The organism is Ralstonia sp. NFACC01 (assembly GCF_900115545.1).
In the GTDB taxonomy this organism is placed as follows: domain Bacteria; phylum Pseudomonadota; class Gammaproteobacteria; order Burkholderiales; family Burkholderiaceae; genus Ralstonia; species Ralstonia mojiangensis.
Window position 1 is genome coordinate 624233 of record NZ_FOWV01000003.1, and the last position, 22967, is coordinate 647199.

The 22967-nt window shown below is 62.1% G+C and carries 26 protein-coding genes and 1 pseudogene; 16 read left to right on the forward strand and 11 right to left on the reverse strand.

From position 1 onward, the window contains the following. Positions 1–24 precede the first annotated feature (24 nt). From BM136_RS10915 to BM136_RS10940, 6 genes are all read left to right on the forward strand, one after another. On the forward strand, positions 25–969 hold the full coding sequence (locus BM136_RS10915) for a type II secretion system F family protein (protein ID WP_092971837.1): 945 nt from the start codon (positions 25–27) through the stop codon (positions 967–969). A gap of 46 nt (positions 970–1015) precedes the next feature. Further along, entirely contained in the window at positions 1016–1462 is a 447-nt protein-coding gene (locus BM136_RS10920) for a TadE/TadG family type IV pilus assembly protein (RefSeq protein WP_092971838.1), read from the forward strand. Between the two features lie 31 nt (positions 1463–1493). Continuing rightward, complete coding sequence (locus BM136_RS10925) at positions 1494–2516, forward strand: TadG family pilus assembly protein (RefSeq protein ID WP_092971839.1); 1023 nt, start codon at positions 1494–1496, stop codon at positions 2514–2516. Between the two features lie 65 nt (positions 2517–2581). Beyond that, a complete protein-coding gene (locus BM136_RS10930; protein WP_254775653.1) occupies positions 2582–3856 on the forward strand; it encodes a glycosyltransferase family 87 protein in 1275 nt (424 codons plus the stop codon). 56 nt (positions 3857–3912) lie between these two features. Beyond that, positions 3913–4986, forward strand: a complete 1074-nt coding sequence (locus tag BM136_RS10935; RefSeq protein ID WP_092971841.1) for a glycosyltransferase family 2 protein — start codon at positions 3913–3915, stop codon at positions 4984–4986. Between the two features lie 19 nt (positions 4987–5005). After that, a complete protein-coding gene (locus BM136_RS10940) occupies positions 5006–5434 on the forward strand; it encodes a GtrA family protein (protein ID WP_092971842.1) in 429 nt (142 codons plus the stop codon). Positions 5435–5462: 28 nt separating this feature from the next. On the opposite strand, the gene BM136_RS10945 is transcribed toward BM136_RS10940, so the two are convergent. The 4 genes from BM136_RS10945 to groES all read right to left on the reverse strand — a co-directional run bounded on the left by BM136_RS10945 (position 5463) and on the right by groES (position 9918). Next, the gene (locus tag BM136_RS10945) at positions 5463–6548 is read right to left on the reverse strand and encodes a M48 family metallopeptidase (RefSeq protein ID WP_092971843.1); all 1086 of its coding nucleotides are present in this window, start codon (positions 6546–6548) and stop codon (positions 5463–5465) included. A 26-nt stretch (positions 6549–6574) separates the two neighbouring features. Next, on the reverse strand, positions 6575–7648 hold the full coding sequence (locus BM136_RS10950; protein ID WP_092971844.1) for a YjgN family protein: 1074 nt from the start codon (positions 7646–7648) through the stop codon (positions 6575–6577). Between the two features lie 231 nt (positions 7649–7879). Next, positions 7880–9523, reverse strand: coding sequence for a chaperonin GroEL (groL, locus tag BM136_RS10955; RefSeq protein ID WP_045203590.1), 1644 nt, complete (start codon positions 9521–9523; stop codon positions 7880–7882). A 104-nt stretch (positions 9524–9627) separates the two neighbouring features. Further along, positions 9628–9918: a co-chaperone GroES gene (groES, locus tag BM136_RS10960; RefSeq protein WP_004629730.1), complete on the reverse strand. Its 291-nt coding sequence runs from the start codon at positions 9916–9918 to the stop codon at positions 9628–9630. Positions 9919–10622: 704 nt separating this feature from the next. On the opposite strand from groES, the gene BM136_RS10965 reads away from it, so the two are divergent. The 3 genes from BM136_RS10965 (at position 10623) to BM136_RS10975 (ending at position 13041) form a co-directional block, all read left to right on the forward strand. Next, positions 10623–11144, forward strand: a complete 522-nt coding sequence (locus tag BM136_RS10965) for a hypothetical protein (protein WP_092971845.1) — start codon at positions 10623–10625, stop codon at positions 11142–11144. 45 nt (positions 11145–11189) lie between these two features. Then, positions 11190–12242, forward strand: coding sequence for an AI-2E family transporter (locus BM136_RS10970; RefSeq protein ID WP_092971846.1), 1053 nt, complete (start codon positions 11190–11192; stop codon positions 12240–12242). A gap of 79 nt (positions 12243–12321) precedes the next feature. After that, positions 12322–13041 carry a Crp/Fnr family transcriptional regulator gene (locus tag BM136_RS10975; RefSeq protein WP_092971847.1) on the forward strand — a complete coding sequence of 240 codons (720 nt, stop codon included), beginning with the start codon at positions 12322–12324 and terminating at the stop codon, positions 13039–13041. A 49-nt stretch (positions 13042–13090) separates the two neighbouring features. On the opposite strand, the gene BM136_RS10980 is transcribed toward BM136_RS10975, so the two are convergent. After that, entirely contained in the window at positions 13091–13273 is a 183-nt protein-coding gene (locus BM136_RS10980; protein ID WP_092971848.1) for a CsbD family protein, read from the reverse strand. A 469-nt stretch (positions 13274–13742) separates the two neighbouring features. Between BM136_RS10980 and BM136_RS10985 the strand changes: the two are divergent. From BM136_RS10985 to BM136_RS11000, 4 genes and pseudogenes are all read left to right on the forward strand, one after another. Continuing rightward, positions 13743–13925, forward strand: a pseudogene (locus BM136_RS10985) (twin-arginine translocation pathway signal); the annotation flags it as partial. A gap of 485 nt (positions 13926–14410) precedes the next feature. Further along, a complete protein-coding gene (locus BM136_RS10990) occupies positions 14411–14569 on the forward strand; it encodes a DUF3309 family protein (protein WP_037028723.1) in 159 nt (52 codons plus the stop codon). Between the two features lie 73 nt (positions 14570–14642). Continuing rightward, entirely contained in the window at positions 14643–14900 is a 258-nt protein-coding gene (locus BM136_RS10995; RefSeq protein ID WP_009238936.1) for a hypothetical protein, read from the forward strand. Positions 14901–14990: 90 nt separating this feature from the next. Continuing rightward, on the forward strand, positions 14991–15878 hold the full coding sequence (locus BM136_RS11000) for a slipin family protein (protein WP_092971849.1): 888 nt from the start codon (positions 14991–14993) through the stop codon (positions 15876–15878). 93 nt (positions 15879–15971) lie between these two features. Here the strand turns inward: BM136_RS11000 and BM136_RS11005 are convergent, their stop codons facing one another. Continuing rightward, positions 15972–16187, reverse strand: a complete 216-nt coding sequence (locus tag BM136_RS11005; RefSeq protein ID WP_080693787.1) for a glycine zipper 2TM domain-containing protein — start codon at positions 16185–16187, stop codon at positions 15972–15974. A gap of 396 nt (positions 16188–16583) precedes the next feature. Between BM136_RS11005 and BM136_RS11010 the strand changes: the two genes are divergently transcribed. Next, on the forward strand, positions 16584–16799 hold the full coding sequence (locus BM136_RS11010) for a hypothetical protein (protein WP_092971850.1): 216 nt from the start codon (positions 16584–16586) through the stop codon (positions 16797–16799). Between the two features lie 95 nt (positions 16800–16894). Here the strand turns inward: BM136_RS11010 and BM136_RS11015 are convergent, their stop codons facing one another. Continuing rightward, positions 16895–18184: an NRAMP family divalent metal transporter gene (locus BM136_RS11015; protein WP_092971851.1), complete on the reverse strand. Its 1290-nt coding sequence runs from the start codon at positions 18182–18184 to the stop codon at positions 16895–16897. Between the two features lie 474 nt (positions 18185–18658). Between BM136_RS11015 and BM136_RS11020 the strand changes: the two genes are divergently transcribed. Continuing rightward, a complete protein-coding gene (locus BM136_RS11020; protein ID WP_009238940.1) occupies positions 18659–18919 on the forward strand; it encodes a hypothetical protein in 261 nt (86 codons plus the stop codon). Positions 18920–18934: 15 nt separating this feature from the next. On the opposite strand, the gene BM136_RS11025 is transcribed toward BM136_RS11020, so the two are convergent. The 4 genes from BM136_RS11025 to BM136_RS11040 form a co-directional block, all read right to left on the reverse strand. Beyond that, on the reverse strand, positions 18935–19795 hold the full coding sequence (locus tag BM136_RS11025; protein ID WP_092971852.1) for a transglutaminase-like domain-containing protein: 861 nt from the start codon (positions 19793–19795) through the stop codon (positions 18935–18937). A gap of 119 nt (positions 19796–19914) precedes the next feature. Beyond that, positions 19915–20199, reverse strand: a complete 285-nt coding sequence (locus BM136_RS11030) for a hypothetical protein (RefSeq protein WP_092971853.1) — start codon at positions 20197–20199, stop codon at positions 19915–19917. A gap of 177 nt (positions 20200–20376) precedes the next feature. Then, the gene (locus tag BM136_RS25375) at positions 20377–20514 is read right to left on the reverse strand and encodes a hypothetical protein (protein WP_009238943.1); all 138 of its coding nucleotides are present in this window, start codon (positions 20512–20514) and stop codon (positions 20377–20379) included. A 731-nt stretch (positions 20515–21245) separates the two neighbouring features. Further along, positions 21246–21956: a response regulator gene (locus tag BM136_RS11040; protein WP_254775654.1), complete on the reverse strand. Its 711-nt coding sequence runs from the start codon at positions 21954–21956 to the stop codon at positions 21246–21248. 346 nt (positions 21957–22302) lie between these two features. On the opposite strand from BM136_RS11040, the gene BM136_RS11045 reads away from it, so the two are divergent. Continuing rightward, on the forward strand, positions 22303–22944 hold the full coding sequence (locus BM136_RS11045; RefSeq protein WP_092971856.1) for an energy transducer TonB: 642 nt from the start codon (positions 22303–22305) through the stop codon (positions 22942–22944). Positions 22945–22967: the final 23 nt, after the last annotated feature.

The window sequence follows — 22967 nt, forward strand, 5'->3', positions numbered from 1 at the left end:
AGGCGGGGGCAACCCTGAACGGACATGCAGATCGCACAGACAGTCTTGCTTGGCGGCACGTTCATCATCGTGTTTGGCGCGGTGCTGGTCGCACTCAACGTGCTGCGGCCGAGTGCGCTGCAGCGGCGCCTCGGACAAATTGACCGTGAGGCACCGAGCCTCGTGCCGCAGGACAAATCCAACGACTGGCTGCACAAGATCAGCCAGATCGCCAAGCCGCTGGCCAAGGCGTCGTTGCCCAAAGACGGCTGGGACGCCTCCGACCTGCGCCTGCGTTTCGTGCATGCCGGCTGGCGCTCGCCGGATGCACCCGCCATCTACTTCGGCATCAAGACGCTGCTGGCGATCGGGCTGCCGCTGCTGCTGTCGGTGGCGCTGCTGGGGCGCTTCGACGCCAACCACCAGAACGAATTCCTGAGCGTGCTGTTCGCCGCGGCGCTGCTTGGCTTCTACTTGCCGAACATCGTGCTGCGCGCGAAGATCCGCCGCCGCCAGCGCGACATCTTCGAAGCGTTCCCGGACAGCCTGGACCTCATCATGGTGTGCGTGGAAGCAGGCCTCGGGCTGGATGCCGCCGTGCTGCGCGTGGTGGAAGAAATGCGCACCGCACGCCCGGCGCTGGCCGAAGAGTATGAACTGCTGACACTCGAACTGCGTGCCGGCCTCGCACGTGAAAAGGCCCTGCGCAACCTGGCCGCCCGCACCGGTGTGGAAGACGTGAGCATGCTGGTGGCCATGCTGATCCAGGCCGACCGATTCGGCACCAGCGTGGCGGAATCGCTGCGCGTGCATTCGGACATGCTGCGCACCAAGCGCCACATGCTGGCGGAAGAGCGCGCCGCCAAGATCGGCACCAAGATCCTGTTCCCGCTGATCTTCTGCATCTTCCCGTCGCTGTTTGTCGTGCTGCTGGGCCCCGCTGCCATCCAGGTGATTGGCGCACTGCGCTCGGTCGCGGCCCAGCAATAAATCGAAGTCAAACAGCCGACCCCGCCATCGCTTCAAGGAGACCATCATGCGCTCCCGTGCCTTCCAACGTACCGCGCACCGCCCTGCCCGCACGCGCAAGATGCGCGGCGCCGCCGGTGTCGAATTTGCCCTGGTCTTTCCGATCCTGCTGCTGGTCGTGTTCGGCATCGTCGAATTTGGCGCGGCGTGGTACGACAAGGCCGTCATCACCAACGCGAGCCGTGAGGCAGCGCGGGCGGGTGTGATCTTCAGCTCGCCGGTGCCAACCAGCACCAAGATCCAGAGCGTGGCAACCAACTACTGCCAGAACCGGCTCGTAACGTTCGGCGCCGCCTCCAATTGCACCGTCGGCGCAGTCACCACGTGCTCGGCCAGCGGTAACCCGCTCACCGTCACGGTGTCGTACACGTTCACGGGTTTGGTCTTGGGCCGCCTGGCGCCCTTCACCGGGTCGCTGGCGATGAGCGCGCAGACCACCATGCTCTGCGAGTAACCCGCAGCTCTTGCACTGTGCGAGGTATGTCATGACCAAGCGAACCCTTACCCTTCGGCAACGCGGCGCCATCGGGCTGATTTCTCCGATGCTGCTGGTTGTCTTTCTGTCGGTTGGCGCCATCGCCGTCGATGTCGCGCATTTGTATGTGGTGCGCAATGAGCTGCAGAACGCCGCAGATGCCGCCGCACTAGCCGGTGCCGCCGGGCTGTATCCGGCCAACCCCACGCCGCAGTGGACCAACGCTGTCACGAAAGGCACAAACGCGGTCCAGCTGAATGCCTCCGATGGGACGCAACTCGCCACCGGCACCGTGGTCGCGGGTTACTGGAACCTGACGGGCAGCCCGGCTGGCATGCAAGCACAAACCATCACGCCGGGAACCAACGACGTACCGGGTGTGCAGGTCACCATTACCCGCGCCTCGGGTGTCAACGGTGGCGCTGTAAAGGGCTGGCTCACCTGGGTGTTTGGTGGCGGCACGGCGGATATCCGCGCCACGGCAGTCGCCGTCATGGCTGCGCCCGGCACGGCCAATCCCGGCGCACTGTTTCCGGTGGCGCTCAACAAGTGCCTGTTCGATCTGTACTGGAACTACACCACCAATCAGCCACTGATCGACCCATCGACCGGCAAGCCTTACGTAATCGACATCGACGCCAGCTACCCTGCCAGCAGCCCGACCTGCGCCAGCGGCGAGTGGACCGGCTTTGGGGGCGCCACCGATGCCAACACCGAAAAAGGTCTGGTCACGAGCGGCAACCCGACCACCGTCAGCATCGGTGACAGCATCAACATCTCCACCGGCGTGAAAACCAGCGTCTATAACGCAATTCCTCCACTGCCCTACACCGTGACGATGCCCGTGGTGGCCAACGTCGTCCCCGGATCAAGCTCGCCCGTGGTCGCGTTTGCGGGCTTCACGATCACGAGGATCTTCACCAACGGCACACACTCCTACATCGAAGGCAACTTCACAACCAACACGAAGGTCAGCGGAGGCGGTTCCGGCACCAACTACGGCGCCTACGTGCCGCCACGCCTCGCGAACTAGGCACGCAGAGCATCCACGGGGAAAGCGCCATGGTCCAGTCGTCACAACAAGAACACGAGCCGCCGATGGCCGATCGCCACTGGATCAACGCCAACACGGTGCGTAAGGGCAGCAAGGTGATGCTGGCCGTGTTCCTGCTGATTTTTGCGCTGGGAGCCTGGGTGACGAACGGCTTCACGGATACGCGGATCACTGGGCCCGCGTCGGACTTCTCCGTCTTCTGGGGCGCATCGCACATCGCGCTCCATGGTCAGCCGCTGCACGCCTACGACATCGACAAGATCATGGTGGTGATCAACCAATTCGGCACGCTGGAAGCGGGCAGCGAGCGCATTCTGCCGTGGCTCTATCCGCCGACCTTTCTGCTGGTGGTGCTGCCGTTGTCGCTGCTGCCGCTGTGGCCGAGTTATCTGTTGTTCATGCTGGCCACCGGCGGCCTCTATGTGAAGGCCACAACCGGGCTGCTTGGTGACAAGGTGGACGCGCGTCAGCATGCGTGGATGTCGGTGGTCAGCTCGCCGGCTGTGTTCGTAACGGTGCTGATGGGGCAAAACTCCATGCTCACCGCTGGGCTGGCCGCTACAGCCGTCGCCTGGCTCGACAAGCGGCCCGTGCTGGCTGGCGTGGCCATTGGCCTGCTGGCCATCAAGCCGCAACTGGCGCTGCTGTTTCCGGTGGTGCTGCTCGTCGCCCGCGCATGGAAGACGATGGCAAGCGCGGCAGTCACCGCGGTGCTGTTCGGCGCCATCAGCATTGCCGTCTGCGGGTGGGACACCGTGCCCGCCTTCTTCCAGAGCGCACACTGGGCCGAGACCAACCTCGTCGAGCACGGCGGCACGGCGTGGTACGTCATGCCGACGTTCCTGGCGGCCGCGCGCGCAGCCGGCATCGGTATCAAACTGGCCTATGCGATTCAGGTGTCGGTCGCTGTGCTGGCCATGCTTGCCACCGCCGCCGTATGGCGCCGCACGAACGATACGGGGCTGCGTGTTGCTGCGCTGGCAACCGCCACGCTGCTGATCTCGCCGTATGTGCGGGCGTATGAGCTGACCTGGCTTGTCGTGGCGATTGCGGGCTACATCCGCCATGGCATTCGCTTCGGCCTGTCGAGCACGGAGCGCGGGCTGCTGGTTGCAGCGTGGCTGCTGCCGGTGTTCGAGTTCACCAATCCGCTGTTTCATCTGCCGCAGGTCGGGCCGTTCTTCCTGGTGACCATGATGGCGATGATCGTGCACCGAACGCTCACGCACGCGCGAGTACGCATCGCCACCGAAGCCAAGCCCGGGTTGGCATCAGCAGCAAGCATGCCGGCAGGCGCCAACGCGCGCACCACCGCATAACCACTGACAGACCAGCCATAGGTCTGCACATCGTCATCAAAGTTTTTGGGGAAGTCATGCAGCCGAACCATCAAGACCCTCACGACCCGCCACTGCTTTCCCTGGTCGTACCGTTCTACAACGAGGGCGATGCACTGCACTTGTTCTTCGCCCGCGTGGTGCCGATCCTGGAATCGATCGACGGCATGCAGTTCGAGATCGTGTGCGTGAACGACGGCAGCGCCGACGACACACTCGCCAAGCTGGTTGCCGTATCACATGCCGACCCGCGCGTGCGCGTGGTCGACCTGACCCGCAATTTCGGCAAGGAAGCCGCGCTTACCGCCGGCCTGGACGAGGCACAGGGCGATGCCGTGATCCCCATCGATGCTGATCTGCAAGACCCGCCGGAGTTGATCCCCACGCTGGTCGCGCACTGGCGCAAGGGCGCCGAAGTCGTGCTCGCACAGCGCGCCAACCGCGCTTGCGACTCGTTCCTCAAGCGAGTAACTGCCGCCGCTTATTACCGCATCCACAATCGACTGTCCGACCTGAAGCTGCCCGAGAACGTGGGCGACTTCCGCCTCATGGACCGTGCCGTGGTGAACGCGCTCAAGCAGTTGCCGGAGCGGCATCGCTTCATGAAGGGCCTGTTCGCGTGGGTGGGCTTCAGCACGGTGATCGTGCAGTACGAACGCGAGAGACGCAGCGCAGGCACGTCGAAGTTCTCCGGCTGGCGGCTATGGAACTTCGCGCTGGAAGGCATCACGAGTTTCAGCACGCTGCCGTTGCGTAGCTGGACGTACCTCGGTGCGCTGGTTGCCGCGCTGGCGTTCTGCTATGGCGCGTTCATCATCCTGCGCACGATGATCTTCGGTGTGGTGGTGCCGGGCTACGCTTCAGAGCTGTCGCTGATGCTGTTCTTTGGTGGGCTGCAGATGATCGGCCTGGGGATGATCGGCGAATACGTCGGCCGCATCTATGACGAAGCCAAGGGTCGCCCCATCTACCTGGTGAAACGCCGCTATCAGGAGCGCCGCCCACGCAGCCGCGTGCAAGGCAGCAACAGCCGGCAGGTGATTCCGATTGCCAGCGCCCGACCGCGCCAGCCGCAGGGAGAACGCCAGCGCAACCACGCAGCCCGGCGTTGATGCCAACCGGAGACGCATCATGCGACACGCAGAATCGAGCGTCATGAACGCACTGGCAGGCGCACTGCCGCTGCCGGATCGCATGTTGCTGATCCGCATGTTCCGTTTTGGAGTCTCGGGCGTTATCGCCACTGGCGTGCATGTGGCCATTGCCACTGCGCTCATCAGCGGTGTCTCTGCAACGCAGGTGACAGCCAACGGCGCAGCCTTTGTCTGCGCCAACGTGTGCTCGTACCTGCTCAATGCCCTGTGGAGTTTTTCGGCCAAACCGGCGCGCGCCAACTTCCTGCGCTTCTACGCCGTCTCGCTGCTCGGCCTGGCATTGACGCTTGCGATTTCGTGGTGCGCGCAGACGCTGGGCCTGAGCTATTGGATCGGGCTAGCGGGCATCCTGTCGACGGTGCCGCCGCTGACCTTCGTACTGCACCGGTTCTGGACGTTCCGCTGATGCGGCGCGGCCATCCCGGCGACAGACTTCATTCCGCGTCGCCGTTTTCGCTGCCGCCGTGCGTGCGGTCAAAGCGGCGCAGCGTATCGATGCGCTCGCGCGTCAGCGGGTGCGAGGAGAAAAACGCCGAGGCGTCGTCATCGCTGGCAGCGTCGCCCTTCTTGGTGGCATCTGCCTTGCGCGTGCCGCCATGCGTGTCTTCCAGCGCCTGCAGCACGTCGGCAAACGCGCCGACAGACAAGCCGTTCTCCTGCAGCAGCAGCGCGGCATAGCGATCGGCATCGCGCTCGTAGTCACGCGAATAGCGCAGCGTCAGCAGCGCCGCCGGCACGCCCGACAGAATGGTCGAGACATCGCCAAACAGCAGCGCCGCCGTTGCCCCAATGGCCGACGACTGAATCACTTGCCGCAGCCCATGGCGATATTCAACGTGACCTGCCTCGTGCGCCAGCACACCTGTCAGGCCATCGCCCTCACCCACCAGCTTGACCAGCGCGTCGGTCACGACGATGTCGCCGCCGGGCAGCGCAAAGGCATTGGCGCCGATGTCGGCATCACGAAAAACGATGTGATACGTGTGCGTAGCCTGTGGCGGCCTGTGCAGAGCGGAAAACCGTGCGCGGATGCGGTCCTGCTGCGCGGCGGGCAGCTTGCTGGGCCGGAGCCAGCGCTCGTCCATGGCTTTCAGCGTGCTGCGCCCGAGCTGCGCCTCGGCGCGCTGCGGCACCATATTGGCCACCACCTTGGCGCCCCACGGCAAGCCGTAGCGGTAGCCCAGCGCCAGCACGACCACCATGGCCAACAGCGAGCCCAGCGCCAGCTTCCAGCTGTTCTGCGCCAGCACGACCCAGCCCTCGCGATAGCCGGTGCGATGCAGCAGCGCATTCAGCGATGCCTGCTCCGCCGGGTCGTTGATCTCGCAGAACGCGCCGTCTTCGAAGGTGATCAAGCGGGGGGCATGCTTGACGCGCTCCGACACCCGCAGCGTAGAGAGCGCCGCGCGGCGCAACGCCGTGCCCTCCGCGTCGAACAGCACCGCCTCGCCCGCCTCGACGGCAAGGCGCACGGGTTGCGCGCGCGAGGTACGGCCGTCGAAGTAGGTCGCGAGAATCACAGCGGTTGCCTTTGCCTGCAGCGCGCTTACAGCGCGATATCGATGTCGTACCAGTCCACCGTTGCGTCGCCCAGGGCGCCCACGTTGGTGGTTTCTCCGGCAACGAAGGTGTCAAGCGAACCGGCCGCGAGCATCGTCACCGAGTCGAGCTTGTAGCGCGCCGTGCGCACACGTGCAAACGGCGTGAACAGGCCGATGGTGATCACGATCAGTACCGCATTCGACACGAAAATCCAGAACAGCTTGCCTGCACCCACCTGGCTCTGGAAGCGATGCGCGCCCAGCGTGGTGTGGTTCCACACGAGGTTCTGCAGGCGCGACAGGAAATAGGGCGTCAGGAACAGCATCGCGGCATACATGAACAGCCCGATGAGGATGAAGCCGAAGATCTGGCCCACGCCCGGCGCGCTGTGCAGCGACACACCCAGCAGCAGCGCCAAGCAGGAGGCCACCACGAGTGCCAGGATCGCCAGCCCGAAGGTGCGCAGATAAACGCCGTAGAAGTGGCCCGGCGTGCCTGAAAAATCGAACTGCGCGGTACCGAAGCGCGTGTTCTTGTGCTGGAACCGCTTGAAGCGCTGGTGCGCCAGCGGTGCGAGCAGATACAGCGAGAACACGCTCAGAATCGGCCACACCAGAAACACCATGTAGCCCTCCGCATCCTTGCCCGTAAAGGCGAAGCGCAGGCCTCGGTAGCTGGAATTCGCCATGCGGAACCGCAGCGAGCGCACGAGCAGCCACGGAAACGCAGCGGCCATCAATGCAAGCAGCGCCAGCCCCAGCAGCGGCGACGAATGGCCCAGGAGGTTGAACGCAAGCGCCAGCACGAAAATGATCGCGCGGCCCTTGAGAATGGCGATCGGGCTGCCGTGATAGTCGAAGCTCGAACCGGCCAGTTGGGTGTTGCGATAGAAATACTGCAGCGTGCGCACCTTCGCCCAGGCCGAGTAAATGCCCAGCGTGACGATGGTCAGCAGCAGGTTGACGATCCAGATGCGGAAGTATTCGGAGCCACTGCCGATAAAGCGCAGTCGCAGGGGTTGCGGCGCAGCCGGAGCGGGGGCGCTGCCCAGGACGGACTCGCGTGCGATGTCGTTCATCTGTTTTCCCTTCCCTGAGTTGTTGTCGTGCCCGCTTCAGGACGCTTATCGATACTTAACGACGCTGAGGCTCGCGGGTGGGCCGATTGTATCGAAGCCCACTGCATTGCAGCGTTAACGCCGCCTTAACAAAGCAGGCAACAAAAAACCCCGCGGGCTCGCACCCACGGGGTTTTTTGTTTGGAACAGCCATCCCGAAAGATGGCCGGGCCAGGTTGCCGGACAGGCAAATTACATCATGCCGTCCATGCCACCCATGCCACCCATGCCGCCCGGCATTGCCGGAGCTGCATCGTCCTTCGGCAGTTCTGCCACGGCGCAATCCGTGGTCAGCATCAGCGAAGCGACCGAAGCGGCGTTCTGCAGCGCGGTGCGGGTCACCTTGGTCGGGTCCAGCACGCCCATCTCCACCAGGTCACCGTACTCGCCGGTCGAAGCGTTGTAGCCGTAGTTGCCTTGGCCGGCGATGACGTTAGCCACCACCACCGAAGCCTCGTCTCCAGCGTTCGTGACGATCTGGCGCAGCGGCTCTTCCATGGCGCGCAGCACGATCTTGATACCGGCGTCTTGGTCAGCGTTGGCACCCTTCAGGCCGGAGATCAGCGCACGGGCGCGCAGCAGTGCAACACCGCCGCCAGCCACGATACCTTCTTCCACGGCAGCGCGCGTTGCGTGCAGAGCATCTTCCACGCGGGCCTTCTTTTCCTTCATTTCGACTTCGGTGGCAGCGCCAACCTTGATCACAGCAACACCGCCGGCCAGCTTGGCCACGCGCTCTTGCAGCTTCTCACGGTCGTAGTCCGAGGTCGCTTCTTCGATCTGGGCACGCACTTGCTTCACGCGGGCTTCGATGTTGCGGGCATCGCCTGCGCCATCGATGATCGTGGTGTTTTCCTTGCCGATTTCAACTCGCTTGGCTTGGCCCAGGTCGTTCAGGGTTGCCTTTTCCAGCGTCAGGCCGACTTCTTCAGCGATGACTTGGCCGCCCGTCAGGATGGCGATGTCTTCCAGCATGGCCTTGCGGCGGTCGCCGAAGCCCGGAGCCTTCACAGCAGCGGTCTTCAGGATGCCACGGATGTTGTTGACCACCAGCGTTGCCAGGGCTTCGCCTTCGACGTCTTCAGCGATGATCAGCAGCGGACGGCCAGCCTTGGCGACTTGTTCCAGCACCGGCAGCAGGTCGCGGATGTTGCTAACCTTCTTGTCGAACAGCAGCACGAACGGGTTGTCCAGCTGGACAACTTGCTTTTCCGGGTTGTTGATGAAGTACGGCGACAGGTAGCCGCGGTCGAACTGCATGCCTTCCACGACGTCCAGCTCGTCGGCCAGCGACTTGCCGTCTTCCACCGTGATCACGCCTTCCTTACCGACCTTGTCCATGGCTTCAGCGATGCGCTGGCCGATGGATTCGTCGCTGTTGGCCGAGATGGCGCCAACTTGAGCGATTTCCTTGCTGGTGGTGGTCGGCTTGCTGATCTTCTTCAGCTCTTCGACGGCAGCGCCGACAGCCTTGTCGATGCCGCGCTTCAGGTCCATCGGGTTCATGCCGGCGGCAACATACTTCATGCCTTCGCGCACGATCGACTGGGCCAGCACCGTTGCGGTGGTGGTGCCGTCACCGGCGTTGTCGCTGGTCTTGGAAGCGACTTCCTTGACCATTTGCGCGCCCATGTTCTGCAGCTTGTCCTTCAGCTCGATTTCCTTGGCGACCGACACACCGTCCTTGGTCACGGTCGGGCCACCGAAGCTGCGCTCCAGCACCACGTTACGGCCCTTGGGGCCCAGGGTCACCTTGACTGCGTTGGCGAGAATGTTCACGCCTTCGACCATCTTGGCACGTGCGGCGTCGCCGAACACTACGTCTTTAGCTGCCATCTTGAGAATCTCCGAAATCTTTGGATGTTGCCTACACCGGGGAAATCCGCCGGGCAGACAATGAGGATTGGGTTACTGGTAAGCCGATGCGAAAGAGCGCCCGCTTACTTCGCCACCACGGCCATGATGTCTTCTTCGCGCATGACCAGGACTTCCTGACCATCCACCTTGACGCCTTGGCCGGCGTACTTGCCGAACAGCACGCGGTCGCCGACCTTCACGTCCAGCGCGATCGCATTGCCCTTGTCGTCTTTCTTGCCCGGACCGACGGCCAGCACTTCGCCTTGATCCGGCTTTTCAGCGGCGGCGTCAGGGATGACGATGCCCGAAGCGGTCTTCGTTTCGTTGTCCAGGCGCTTCACGATCACGCGATCATGCAAGGGACGCAGGTTCATACAAACTCCTCAATGCAAAGTGAGTGTTTATTCACAAAACGCGCCGCAGGACGCGGCGCATCGGGAAAGCATCGGGGGTGGAGGCTTTGTTAGCACTCCTGCCCGGCGAGTGCTAATTATAGGGACGGGGTATTACGATTTCAAGAACGGGCGCAGGGGAAGTTGTGGAGATGTCGATGTCGAGATTCACTCAACGCTGAACTCTCCTGCGGGTCGCCCACGTAGCCCCTCGCTCACAAATCTCATAAATTTCAATAACTTAGCTTCTCCAAAGCTCCAAGCTGTCCAGTGAGATTGAAGTGCGACGCAGCGTCGGCATAGCCGCTACTTGCCGGCGAACTGCGAAGCAATTGCCGTCCAGAGGTACTGCGTGGAACAAGTCGTTACACCCCGCCGCCGTTGATGCGGCAGCGGCTGAATCATAGCCAACGGGTTGACGCCGGAACTCTGATTGCTCCGCCCGGCGCCGTGGACGCTGCCAAACCATTGCGCAGCCCGATTGAATTCATCGCTGCAAAGCACCCCCATCACACTGGAGTGGATATTGCGTTCACCTTGGCTAGACCGCCTCCACAAGACGTCTGAGTCGGCTCGACGAATGCCATATAAAGGGTGCAAACAGGCGCAGGATGTTAGATAACTTGAGCAAGCGCCGCTGAATAACCACAAGAACGGGGAGCCGCTCCATTGGGTAGACATCTCTCATGAGCAGCCTTCTGGATTGGATCGAAAAACACCCCGCCTTGGCTGCGTGGGTACAGGCGGCCGCAATCATTGTTGCGATTGCGGGAACGTGGCTGGCAGGCTGGTTGCTTCAGCGCAGCGAACGGCGCACGGAGAGGCGCACGGTGGCCAAAGCGGTGAGCGAAATTGCCATGGCAGCAGAGGCGCTGGTACGAAGCGTTATGAGCGAGCTACCCGACAAGCAAGCCGTGAGTGCGATCGCTGCAGGAGAGAAGCCTTTCGACATTCGCGCAATCGATGAGCTGGAGGCCGCGATCGCGGCCATTCAACTGCACAACCTCAGCACCCCTGAACTGGTGCGCGATGTCATTGCGTTGCTCGCCAGCATCCGTCAGTTCAGAGAGCAACTGGCCAACGCAATTGCCACGCATCACCGTATGGACGCCACCCATTTCAGCGAGTTCTTCGAGACCTTGGAGAGCGTCCAGGCGGCAATCACCAAGACCAGTAAAAGCATCGCGGCACACGTGAGCCAGATCTAGTCATCTGGGGCTCGCCGTGCCATCACTCCGACGGGGAGGATCGTCATGCTCGGATTTGACCCACGCACCGGAAGAATCGTCTGGACCGTTTTTCTCTTTGCGCTGGCCGTATTGATCATCTACAAGATCGCGTCCGTGCTGCTGGTCACGGTATTTGCCGTCTTCTTCAGCTACCTGCTGTACCCGCTGATCGAACAACTGGAACGGCGCATGCCGAGACAGGCGCCGCGCAGCGTATCGATCGGCATCGTGTTCATCCTCGTCGTGTTGGTGGCCATCGTGGCGGGCTCGGTGTTTGGCGTGACGGTGCAGGAGGAAGCAGGCAGGCTTGCCGATCAACTCCCGAAGCTGCTCGATACCAGCACCATGGCAGATCGCCTTGCCCTCCCGAACTTTCTGGAGCCGCTGCGCGCGCGCATTCTGGAGTTCCTCCGCGAGCAACTCTCGACAACCTCCGACCAGGCTATGCCTCTGGTTCGAAACATCGGCCTGGGTGTCATGCACGCAGCCAGCAATCTCGTCTACCTTGTGCTCATCCCCATCATGAGTTTTCTGATGATCAATGAAGCGCCTTCCATCCACGCTGCGCTGCTGTCATGGATACGATCCTCGGATAAGCGCCTCTGGGGAAACATCATCGATGATCTGGACACGCTCCTGTCACGCTATGTGCGTGCACTGCTGCTACTGTCCCTGGCCACCTTGCTTTTCTACAGCATCGCCTTTTACCTGCTGGGCGTGCCATATGCACTGTTGCTGGCAACCACGGCTGCGGTGTTGGAGTTCATTCCGTTTGCCGGGCCATTGGCCGCCGTGGTGGCGATCGTCACCGTCGCCGTGTTCAGCGGGTATCCGCACTTGTTCTGGCTGATCGGGTTCATCGTGGTCTACCGTCTGTTCCAGGACTACGTGCTGAATCCCTACCTGATGAGCGAAGGGGTCAAGGTCAGTCCGCTCCTCGTCATCGTGGGGTTGCTTGCAGGCGAGCAGTTGGGCGGCGTCGCAGGCATTTTCCTGTCGGTGCCCGTCATCGCCGCGCTCAAGATTGTGCTGTCGCGCGCCTGGGCAGCGCAGGGCCTGGGCCACGAGGTACGCTGATGCACGGACGCCGCCCTGCCCAGCAGCGCCGCGGGAATGACGACCGGGATACCACACCACCACTGGAAGGGAGGCGGCCTTGAAGGCTCTACCGAATCCGAAGCTGAACCGTCTGTTGTCCGTGCTGCCGCCAGCGGAATGGGAGAGCATCGCGCCCCAGCTTGTCTGGGTCGACATGCCGCTCGGGCATGTCGTTTATGAATCGGGCGACCGCCCCGAATTCGTCTACTTTCCCGTCACGTCCATCGTCTCCCTGCTCTATGTCATGGAAGACGGCTCATCGGGCGAGATCGCGATCGTCGGCAACGAGGGCATGGTCGGCATCGCCATCTTCATGGGCGGGGAAACCACCCCCAGCCGTGCCGTGGTTCAGAGTGCGGGCGGCGCTTACCGCCTCAGTGCCCGCATTCTCAAACAGGAGTTTGCCCGCGCCGGGGCCATGCAGCGTCTGTTGTTGCGCTATACCCAGGCACTCATTACCCAGATGGCCCAAACCGCCGTCTGCAACCGGCACCACTCGATCGACCAGCAGCTGTGTCGCTGGCTCCTCCTGAGCCTGGACCGCCTGCCCTCCAACGAGCTGCGCATGACCCAGGAGCTGATTGCCAACATGCTGGGCGTGCGCAGGTCCGGGGTCACTGAAGCCGCTTTGAAGCTGCAGACCGCCGGGTTGATCCGTTACAGCCACGGAACCATCGAAGTCCTGGATCGCCCCGGCCTCGAGCGTCGCGTCTGCGAATGCTACGCCGTGGTCAAGCGCGAGTTCGATCGCCTGCTTCCAGACCTCGAGGCGCTCTGACCGCCCCCCCGGGGGGGGGCTGCATGTCAGCGATGGGCGCGACGTTCGTTCAAGGCTTCGGCTGCTTCTTGAGCGCATCCTTGGCGTCGCCATACGCAGCCTGCGCCTTACCGGCAATCTGTTCGACCTTTCCTTTCGCTGCCGTGGTGTCCTTTCCGGTGACCTTGCCAACGGCTTCAGTCAACTTGCCCTTCGCTTCCTCAAGACGGCCCTTCACTTGATCCTTGTTCATGGCAATGCTCCTGCGCTTTCGGCGCTCAGTTGGTCGTGGGGGATGCCGTGCCTTGACGCGCCGCGCTCGGACCACTTCCACTTCATTACCCGGCGATGCGCATACCAAGACAAGACCTTGCCCAACGAAACCGCATGATGTCTCCGCAGACGCAGTGCCGTCTGTACGGTAGTGGACTAACTCGAGAGGGGCGGCGCAATCACCCACGCAAATTGGCTGAACCGCGTCGCAAGCTGCGATGGACCGGATCCGCCAGCGCGCAGCAAATCGCCATCACTGGCTCTTCTCACCCGGCCCTGCATCTTCGTACGCTGTCGTACCGTAACGCACTCCGCATTGACGTACGCTGAACTTGGCGCGTCCGCGATGGACTCGGAGATGCGAGAAAGGCGTGTCCTCACCCTGACGGCGATGGCTCTTGCCACTCTTGCCACAGGAGGCGCCGGCACGATTGCGCAATAGCAATAGCAATAGCGATGGATGGTCCGCAGGCGGTGACGCATCGGTTGCCGTCCTGAAAGTGGGTGCCAACGGCAACATCGACAGTTCGACCGCGACGGGGCCGATCGAGGCATTCGTTCTCACCAACAGTGGGTTGATGGCAGGCGTGACGCTCGAGGGCACGAAAGTCACCAAACTCAAATCTCTTTAGTGCAGTCGCGAGGAGGCCGCCATGCGCGCCCTTATCTATACGGTCCTGGGGATATGGATGGCCTCGCTGGCCGGTTGCCTGTGGGTTCCTGACGACGGCTACCACGACGGCCGGCAGGGTGGCTATGAACGTGACCACCGTGGCGGTTATGAAGGTAATCGCCACGGAGGCTACGAGGGTGACCACGGTGATAGAGACCGTGATCATCGTTAGCGAAGCCGTTATTGATGGCCCCCGCTGACCAAGGGGGTGATCGCCGCTTTGCGACCCGCACGAGACATGCATTGGCATGCTGGTGCGTACGCTACCGAACCGTTTTCAAACCCGCACTACTCTATTCTTCAAGAAGATGGGGGACGCTGAATTCGCTCGGGCAATGCCCGGAAAACTTCGCGCGTCAACCTCATGAAGAACCAACCGTGGAGCGCTTCTTGCCTGGCTCGTGCACACGGAGTGGGGGGAATCTACAAAACAAGGAGGACATCATGTCTCTCGGACTCGTACTTCTCATTGTCTTAGCCGTTTTACTGGTTGGGGCATTCCCAAGGTGGTCCTACAGCAACGGGTGGGGCTACGCGCCAAGCGGTGCGCTCGGCGTGGTTCTGCTCATCGTTCTCGTGCTCTTGTTCATGGGGCGACTCTAAAGCCGACGATCCGTTACGCCCCACGGCATCTCATGCACAGGCGGCGGCGCACTACGAGAAAGAGGCCAACGTGATGCTCGATCAAACCATTCTCCAGTTCCCAGACATGGAGCGCGACGCGTTTCGCGAGGTGTGCCTGCGAAACGGCCTCGCGCCCGACGGCTTTGAGGTGTCATCCACGGAACACTTCTCGAGTGGCGCCCCTTCCGAGGCGCTGGACCGTAGCGTCATCGTCCGGATGGGCAAGACCATGCGGGAATACGACGGTGCTCATGGCCCGGACTGGACAGTCGATTTTGAACACGACATCCGGTCACACGTCTTCGGGTAAAGACGTCACGCAGACAGTTCGAGCGACCGTCTCCAGAACCCTGACCCCGTCCCTCATGGTTTGCAGTACCACTTGCTGGCGAGGCGCCATATGAATCCCATCACCGCATTCATCGTTGTCCTTCTCTTGGCTGTGGGGGCCGCCGCCGGTATGTTCGGCTCGGTTCTGCTGGCGCCCGTGTTTTGGGTTGCGGCAATCCTCGTTGCATCGACACTCAAGATGGCAAACGCCTGGCAGAAGTTCGTCATCCTGCGCGCAGGCAAGCTGCAAAGCGTGAAAGGGCCCGGGTTGTTCATGATCCTGCCGATCGTCGACAGCGTCACCGCTGTGATTGACGAGCGCATTCAAACGACCGGATTCAATGCCGAGCAGGCATTGACGAAAGACACCGTGCCGGTCAATGTCGACGCGATCATCTTCTGGCACGTTCACGATGCGCAGAAGGCTGCGCTGGCCATTACCGACTACCGTCAGGCCATCGACCGCGTCGCCCAGACATCGTTGCGTGAAATGATCGGCGCCTCGATGCTCTCGGCACTGCTATCAGACCGGAAGGCGGCAGACGAGCAGCTGCGCGCAGAGATCGGCGAGAAGACTGCAGCATGGGGCGTGACCGTATCGTCGGTCGAAGTGCGCGACGTGGCCATCCCCGTGGCGCTGCAGGACGCAATGTCCCGGCAGGCGCAGGCCGAACGCGAGAAACAGGCCCGCGTCATCCTGGGTTCTGCGGAAGCGGCCATCGCCGCCAAGTTCGTCGAGGCTGCGGGCATGTACGAAGGCCATCCGCAAGCGCTGCAACTGCGTGCCATGAACATCATCTACGAAACCACCAAAGAGCGTGGCGCCACGATCCTGATGCCGACCTCAATGGTCGACAGCATGAATCCCGTTGCGGTTGCCTTTGGGGTTTCCGGCAGCACGGAGCAGACCAGCGCTGTCCTGCCGCTCAAGACGGCTGCGGCTGCGGCCGCCGCTTAAGCCATACACCATCGATTCATAAGAACGGGTTGGAAAGCGGCATTCCCCATTAGTGTGAGTGTGGGCATGTCGCTTCGCCTTCCCTGTCCGCAATCATTTCCCAACCTGATTGCCTACGACGCCACCGACGACTGCGCCGCCCACTGTCCCTACCGCGCTACCGCCTGTCAGGACAGCGCCTGCCACACCACCGACACCGGCGCCGATTGCAGTGTCCGTACCTCGCCGGGACATCCCGGCACACCCGCCCGCGAGCGTCACGATAACCAGCATCGCGCCGCACAGTTGTGCTATCCGATTGCTACGCATTTTGTGCACCTCCGCCCCGATCGCAAGCCACCGCGTGCTGTTGCGGAGAACGCAAAACCAGGACTTGAATTTTCTGTACGGACCACAAGCGGCGTACAGCCCATCGGGGCATCCCTGCGTCAGCACGTGAGCGTGAGTGTCGCGCGGACGTCCCGACAAAGAGGATCCTCGCTCGCGTGAAGTGTGTCGGTACGGTGGCAGACGCAGTCGTCACCTGCCCAGGTGTGCAACCGCTGAGGGCAAGCGGCGGACCGACTGCGTGATTCACCGTCAATACGGACCGGGTTCTGTACGGTACCGAGCCGACGACGTTTCGCCCCGGCCTTACGCTGCAGTCTCAAATAACAGTGAAACGGCACTTTCCGACATACCGAGGTAACCGCACCAAGGACATCTATGATCAATTCGCTCGACCTCCCAAACGGAACGCTTGAAATCCGCACGCTGCAGCGTAGTGACCGGCGATGGTTCTCCGAATATCGCTTCACGCACAGTGATGGAGGCGGCACCGGCTGGGAAGCAGCTGCAATCCCAGAGGGGTTCGTTTCCTCCGGATTGGCATTCAGCGCCGGGATACTTCTGGGGCAACAATGCGCGGAACTCACCGGGTGAGGGGGAAGAGGCGGCGCCACCCGAGGGGGCTACGCCGCCAACACGTTGCATGAGGTCAACATCGGCATGCGGGCAACCTGCTTGCGTGCCGATGCCTACAGCAGAAACATCGCCAGGGCAGCAGCCCCCATGATTGCCGTGGCAGACCAACCCAAGACGATCAATGGCCGGCTTGCGGTATAGGGGCCCATCACCGCGGGCTTCGACACGAGCAGGATGATGACCGCCATCAGCGGGACCGCCACCACACCATTGATGACTGCGCTCCAGAAAAGTGCTTTCATCGGTCGGATCGGTGAGTACTGGATCGCCAGCCCTGCGAGTACGCTCAAGGCGATGATGCTGTAGAACCCGCGGGCGTCGCTCACTTTCCGTTCCAGCCCTTCCTTCCAGCCCATCGCTTCGGACAGCGCGTAGGCGCCTGATCCGGCCAGCACAGGCACGCCGATCAGCCCCACCCCCAGGATCCCGACGGTGAACAGCACGTACGCAAAGTCTCCCGCAAGCGGTCGCAAAGCACTGGCCGCCTGCGCCGCGGTCGTGATGTCGGTCACTCCAGAAACGTGCAAGGTCACCCCCGTGGCGAGGATGATGAAATAAGCGGTCACGTTGGAGTACAACATGCCGCTCCAGGTGTCCCATCGAATGCGCCGGAGCTCGGTGCGGGCCTTGGCCCCATCGGCTTTCAACGACGGGCGCGCCCGCATGTCTTCCACCTCTTCGGAAGCCTGCCAAAAGAACAGGTAGGGGCTGATGGTGGTACCGAACACGGCAACCACCATGGATGCGGCACTGGCATCAAGCCTGACACTGGGCCACACCGTGTGCAGCGCCACGCGGCTCCACGGCACGTGTACGGTAAACAAGACTGCGGCATACGCCAGCAGAGACGCCGTCAGCCACTTCAGAAAGAAAACGTATCGGTGGTAAGGAACGAATATCTGCAGTGCCAGGGTGCCGAACACCACCAACGCCGTCATGACATGCCGGTCGATGCCGGAAACGAGTTCCGCGACCTCGCCCATCGCCGCAACGTCAGCAGCAATATTCAACGTATTTGCGATCAGCAACAGCAACACCACGACGCGCAACACAATCGGCGGGAAGACGTCCTTGATGTTGGCCGCAAGTCCCTTGCCCGTGACGCGTCCCATGTTTGCGCACATCGACTGCATGGCCGCCATCAACGGAAACGTAAGCGGCATCGTCCATAGCATCTCCAGGCCAAACTGCGCCCCGGCCTGCGAATAGGTCGCGATTCCGCTCGGGTCGTCGTCGGCGACGCCCGTGATCAGCCCGGGCCCGACATGCGACAACGGATGCGCATTCAAGCGCGCGCGCAGAACACGATACAGATTGGGCCGGGCCTCTCCGCTGCCGTCCATGTTTGGCTTCCTTGTCTACCAGCGCTGGGCTGGAGTTGATCGTCGCGATGTTCTAGTGCCGGATCGTGATAGGGCGGCTCGCGTCTTGCTCGTGTATTAGCGTATGGGCATGCCCAAAACAAGCGGTGGGATGCAAAGCCTCTAGGTGCGCAGCATCGCCGGCTGTGGTCGTGCTTCCGACATTGTCTGCGATACGGCGCCTGGAGCGCGTGTCTATTCCCACTCTCTTGGGGTCTCGCTTCAGTCTTTGATATTGAAATGCCGCAGTTCGAGGCCCGCATTCCATTGCCGGACCGTCGAACGCCACGCCTGAACCGTGAGGACCGTAGCCTGCGCAAGGTTGCGGTTGCAGCTGCCGGTTCAGGGGGCAGTCAACAGCAAAAAGATGCTGGGGCTTCCCATGAAACGCATTGCGTCCATCGCGCATGGCCCCTACCCTTGGAAGACGACCACGACACATCAAGGATGTCTTCAATGACACGTACGACCGACTACCGTGGTTACCAGATCCACATGGAACTCGTGGGCCGATCAAAGGACATGTTCGACTTGTGGTTTTCCATCCAGGGGCCGACGCAGCCCGCGGGCGTCGCGGCCATCGGAAAGCGCATCAAGGTCCACGGTGGTCCTTTCTCGCGGCGCTGGGCGCATCTCGTGGGCGAGCTGGCAGGACGGGCGGCGATCGACGTCATTCTCGGCGTGGAAGAAGAGGGGCCGTCCACGGACGAGTGGTGAACCCGTGCCACTCCGTCACCAGGTGCTGATGCCTTGCGCGGTGTCCACCGGCATGCTGAACCCAGGCGCAATGCTCGCCACGGCCTCGATCTGCACCAGCGGTCTCGATGGCGTCACGTTGCCGAAGACCATGGCGATGGGAATATCGGCTGCGTCGCGCCCCGTCCCGATCCGCAAGAGCCCCATGGGCACCGCGGCATTGGATGGATCGACGAGGTACCAATGCTGCCCCACGAATACCTCCACGAACGCGTGGAAGTCTGCCGGCCCCATGCCGGGGTCGGCACCGTAGTCGAGGCTGCTGCAAAAGCGCGCGGGAATGCTCAGCGCGCGGCACAAGGCGATCATGAGGTGTGCATAGTCGCGGCACACGCCCTTGCGTTCAACGAGCGTGTCGACGGCCGACGTGCGCTCGTTCGTAGATTGAGAGACACACCGCACATAGCGGCAGACCCAGTCGCGAATCGTGATGACGAGCCGGTACCCGCGCTCGTAGCCGCCAAACTCGCGCAGTGCGAATTCCATGAGCCGATCCGATTCGCAATACCGGCTGGGGGCCAGGAACGTGACGACATCGAGCGGGAGCTCTGCGATGGGGACTTCGAACAACTGCTCCGCCGGTGTGAGCACATGGTCGACGTCGACTGTGGCGGTGTAGGTGACCGAGAAGTGCCCGCGGGGGGCACGCACGCGCAAGCGCCGGTTCAGCAGGCCGGGTTCGGTGTGCGGCTCTGCCATCAGCGCCGGGGTCAACTGCAATGATTCGGCGACGACGACTTGGCGCGCAGTCTGCGCCGCGTGGAAGTTGAAGATGAAATCGGCGGTCGAGTCGTGCACCTCGTAGCGCAAGCCGACCGAATAACGCATGCGCACCATACGGCCTCCTGCTGCGTGCATCGTCTTACCGGCGGCCCCACGGCCACCGATGACGAACGGGCGGTACGCTCGCGTCTGGCATGGTGGCCATCCACGCGCAAGCAACCGCCTTCGTGCGGCTATTGCGCCATCAGTGTCTGGCCAGGCACGAAGCCATCGATGATGTCTTCGGCCATCTTGACGGCGACACGTTTGGCCACGCCGACGCTGTCCCAGGGCGTGGCCTCCAGCCGGAAGATGCGGGAGTCCTCCATGCTGGGCTCCTCGCCAGCCTGACAGATCAGCACCGAAGCGTTGTAGGACCGGTCCGGGCGCCGCTCGTGCCATTCACGAGGCGGGTCGAACAGGTAGATGAGGGGGTAGACATCAAACCCCTTGTAGCGGCAAGTCGGATAGGTATCCACAGCGAACTCCGTAAAGGGGGGAAGTCCCACTGTACGCGCTTTCCCTGCGCACCATCGAACTATCGGGGGTGGGTGGAAAGCTGCCACGCTTCGCGCACCCTGCATGTCATCGCGCCATCACATTCGGCTGGACCCGCGGCAAACATGCCGCGGGGATGCAGCCGGTGCACACGCCGTTCATTTCTTCTTTTTCTCAGCGCCCTCGTTCGTGACCCGCGATTGCACCGAGCCAAACGGTGCTGCAGGCACTGCCACCTTCTTCGGCTGTTTCGGCTTCTTGACTTCGCGGTTGCCGCGCAATTGAGACTTGGCCATCGTGATACTCCGGTTACGTTGCTCGCCAAGTGGCCGCGCCGAGCATACGCGCTTCAACCCCGGCCAGGGAGAATATCTTTGCTGGCGGCAACGGGTGGGGCAACCCACACCGCGTGTGAGCCCGACGCGTGAGGAGCGCTGCGCGATCCTGCCGGGCGCAGTTGGCCATCCCACCTGGGTACCGATCGAGCCAAAAGCCCTGGTGTAGACGCCGCTGCAGCCGGCTCAAGTAGCACGACGGAGACGCGAATGCGAGGCACGCTGCCGGGACTTCTCACGAGTGCGTGCCGACGGACTAATCGTGTCAGGTGGCGCAATGGTGTTGATCCAATCCTGCAGTCCCAAAGCACAGAGCACGCAGACTAGGGTTTTGACCCTCGAGCCGCGGCCGCTCTCGAGGTCCCGCAATGCCCGAACGCTTACGCCGGCCAGTGCAGCCAGCGTCTTCTGCTCGAGATTCCTGAACAAGCGAAGCGTCCTGAGCCTTTCACCCCGTTCCGCCTCCATCTCGTCTGGTGTCAGATCGGTTCCCGCCATCATTCCACACGAATAAGCCCGTCTACCGTACTGACCACATCTTGATACGAATGAGAGAGGAAGGCGGCGACGTACAACGTCGCTTTTTTTCGCCTTGATGCGATCTGTCGCAGCATCCCTTCGTACCCTGTTGCCGTGATTCCTATATTCGGCCACCGAACTTGGTGGCATATCGGCGCCCTGCTTACCCACGCTCAATGCTGCTTGGTATCAAGCATGTAGCCTTCTCCTCGAATCGTGCGAATGAGCTTGGGTTCCCTGATGTCCTCTCGCAACTTGTGACGCAAGCGCGATATCTGCACGTCGATGCTGCGGTCAAATGCATCGGTTGACTTGCCGCGTGCGGCATCCATCAAGTATTCGCGACTTAGTACGCGCCCTGGGGCTGCAAGAAATGCATTGAGGAGGCGGAACTCGGCGTTCGAGAGTGGGATGACCGTATTGTCGGCAGCGATCAAATGGCGGCCAATGAGGTTCAGACGCCAGTTTGCGAACCGGCACTCTTCCTGGGTATCGGCATGCGCATGCAGTTGGGCGCGCGTGCGGCGCAGGATGGTCTGGATACGCGCCACCAGCTCACGAGGCTCAAACGGCTTGACGACGTAGTCGTCCGCGCCCAGCTCGAGCCCTACGATCCTGTCCGTCATCTCGCCGCGTGCCGTCAAGATGATGATCGGGATATCCGACTTCGCACGAATTTCGCGACATAGATCGAGTCCATCGCCATCAGGCAACATCAGATCCAGCACGACAATATCGGCTGTGCCATTAGCAAGCGCACGATGCATATCGGCACCGTTGGCGGCTTGCGTGGTGACCATGCCGAAATCGGCTAGGCAATCACACAGCAAGCCCCTGATCTGCGCGTCGTCGTCGACAGCGAGAACATGAATAGATTTGGTCACGGTGTCTCCCCTCTCCGGTGTCGTAGCGGCAGCGTGCCGCGCTCGCTCCCACGGAATTATGAGACGCCAATATAAGGGCTTTTTTGTACGGATTATTTCAATCTTGAAATAATCCACGTGGGTGCCGTTGCGCATACATCAACGGCCACGCGTCCCGCAACATTCAGGGCACGCCGGTAGCGCAACGAGATGTGCGCTTTACACGCGCCATCGCGCCACGCTCTGCAGCTGCTTCCCGCGCATTCCGCTTCGTATCAACCTCGATACAAAGTCGAGATGAAGTGGAAATGCCCAGGCTTTAACGTGCTCCTCAACAAGACCTATCAAGGCAGGAGACACGTGGCATATGAACTACGCCCAACCCAAACCGCACGCTCGTCGAATGGCTGGCATCGCATTCGTGATCGCATTGCATGTGGTGATCCTGTACGCGCTGCTGAGCGGTATCGCAACCAACGTGGTGAAGATCATCACGACGCCGATCGAGACGCGTCTGCTTGAAGAGATCAAGCCCCCGCCCCCGCCCCCACCGCCTCCCAAGAAGCTGGCAGAGCCCCCGCCGCGGCCGAAGCACGTTGCGCCACCCCCGTTTGTGCCGCCGCCGGAAGTGCATACCGCCACACCGCCGTCACAAAACACCATTACCGCCCAGTCGGCCACACCAACGCCGTCTGCACCGGTCGCGCCTCCAGCACCGGCGCCGGCACCTGCGCCAGTTGCCGCAAGTGTGGGCGTTGTGTGCCCGAACTCGACGCAGGTGCGTGCGGGCATCCGCTATCCACGTGAAGCGATCAAAGACGGCCTCACGGGCGATGTCGTCGTGGCGTTCACGGTGGGCACCGACGGCAACGTGAAAGACCTGCGTGTCACCACGTCCGCCGCACCTGTGTTGGATCGCGCGGCCGAGAACGCCGTGCGCCAATTCCACTGCACCGCGCAAGGCCAGGAGGTGCGGGTGCAGGTGCCCTTCTCTTTCAAGCTCGATTGAGGCTGCAAGCGACAGCCAATGCC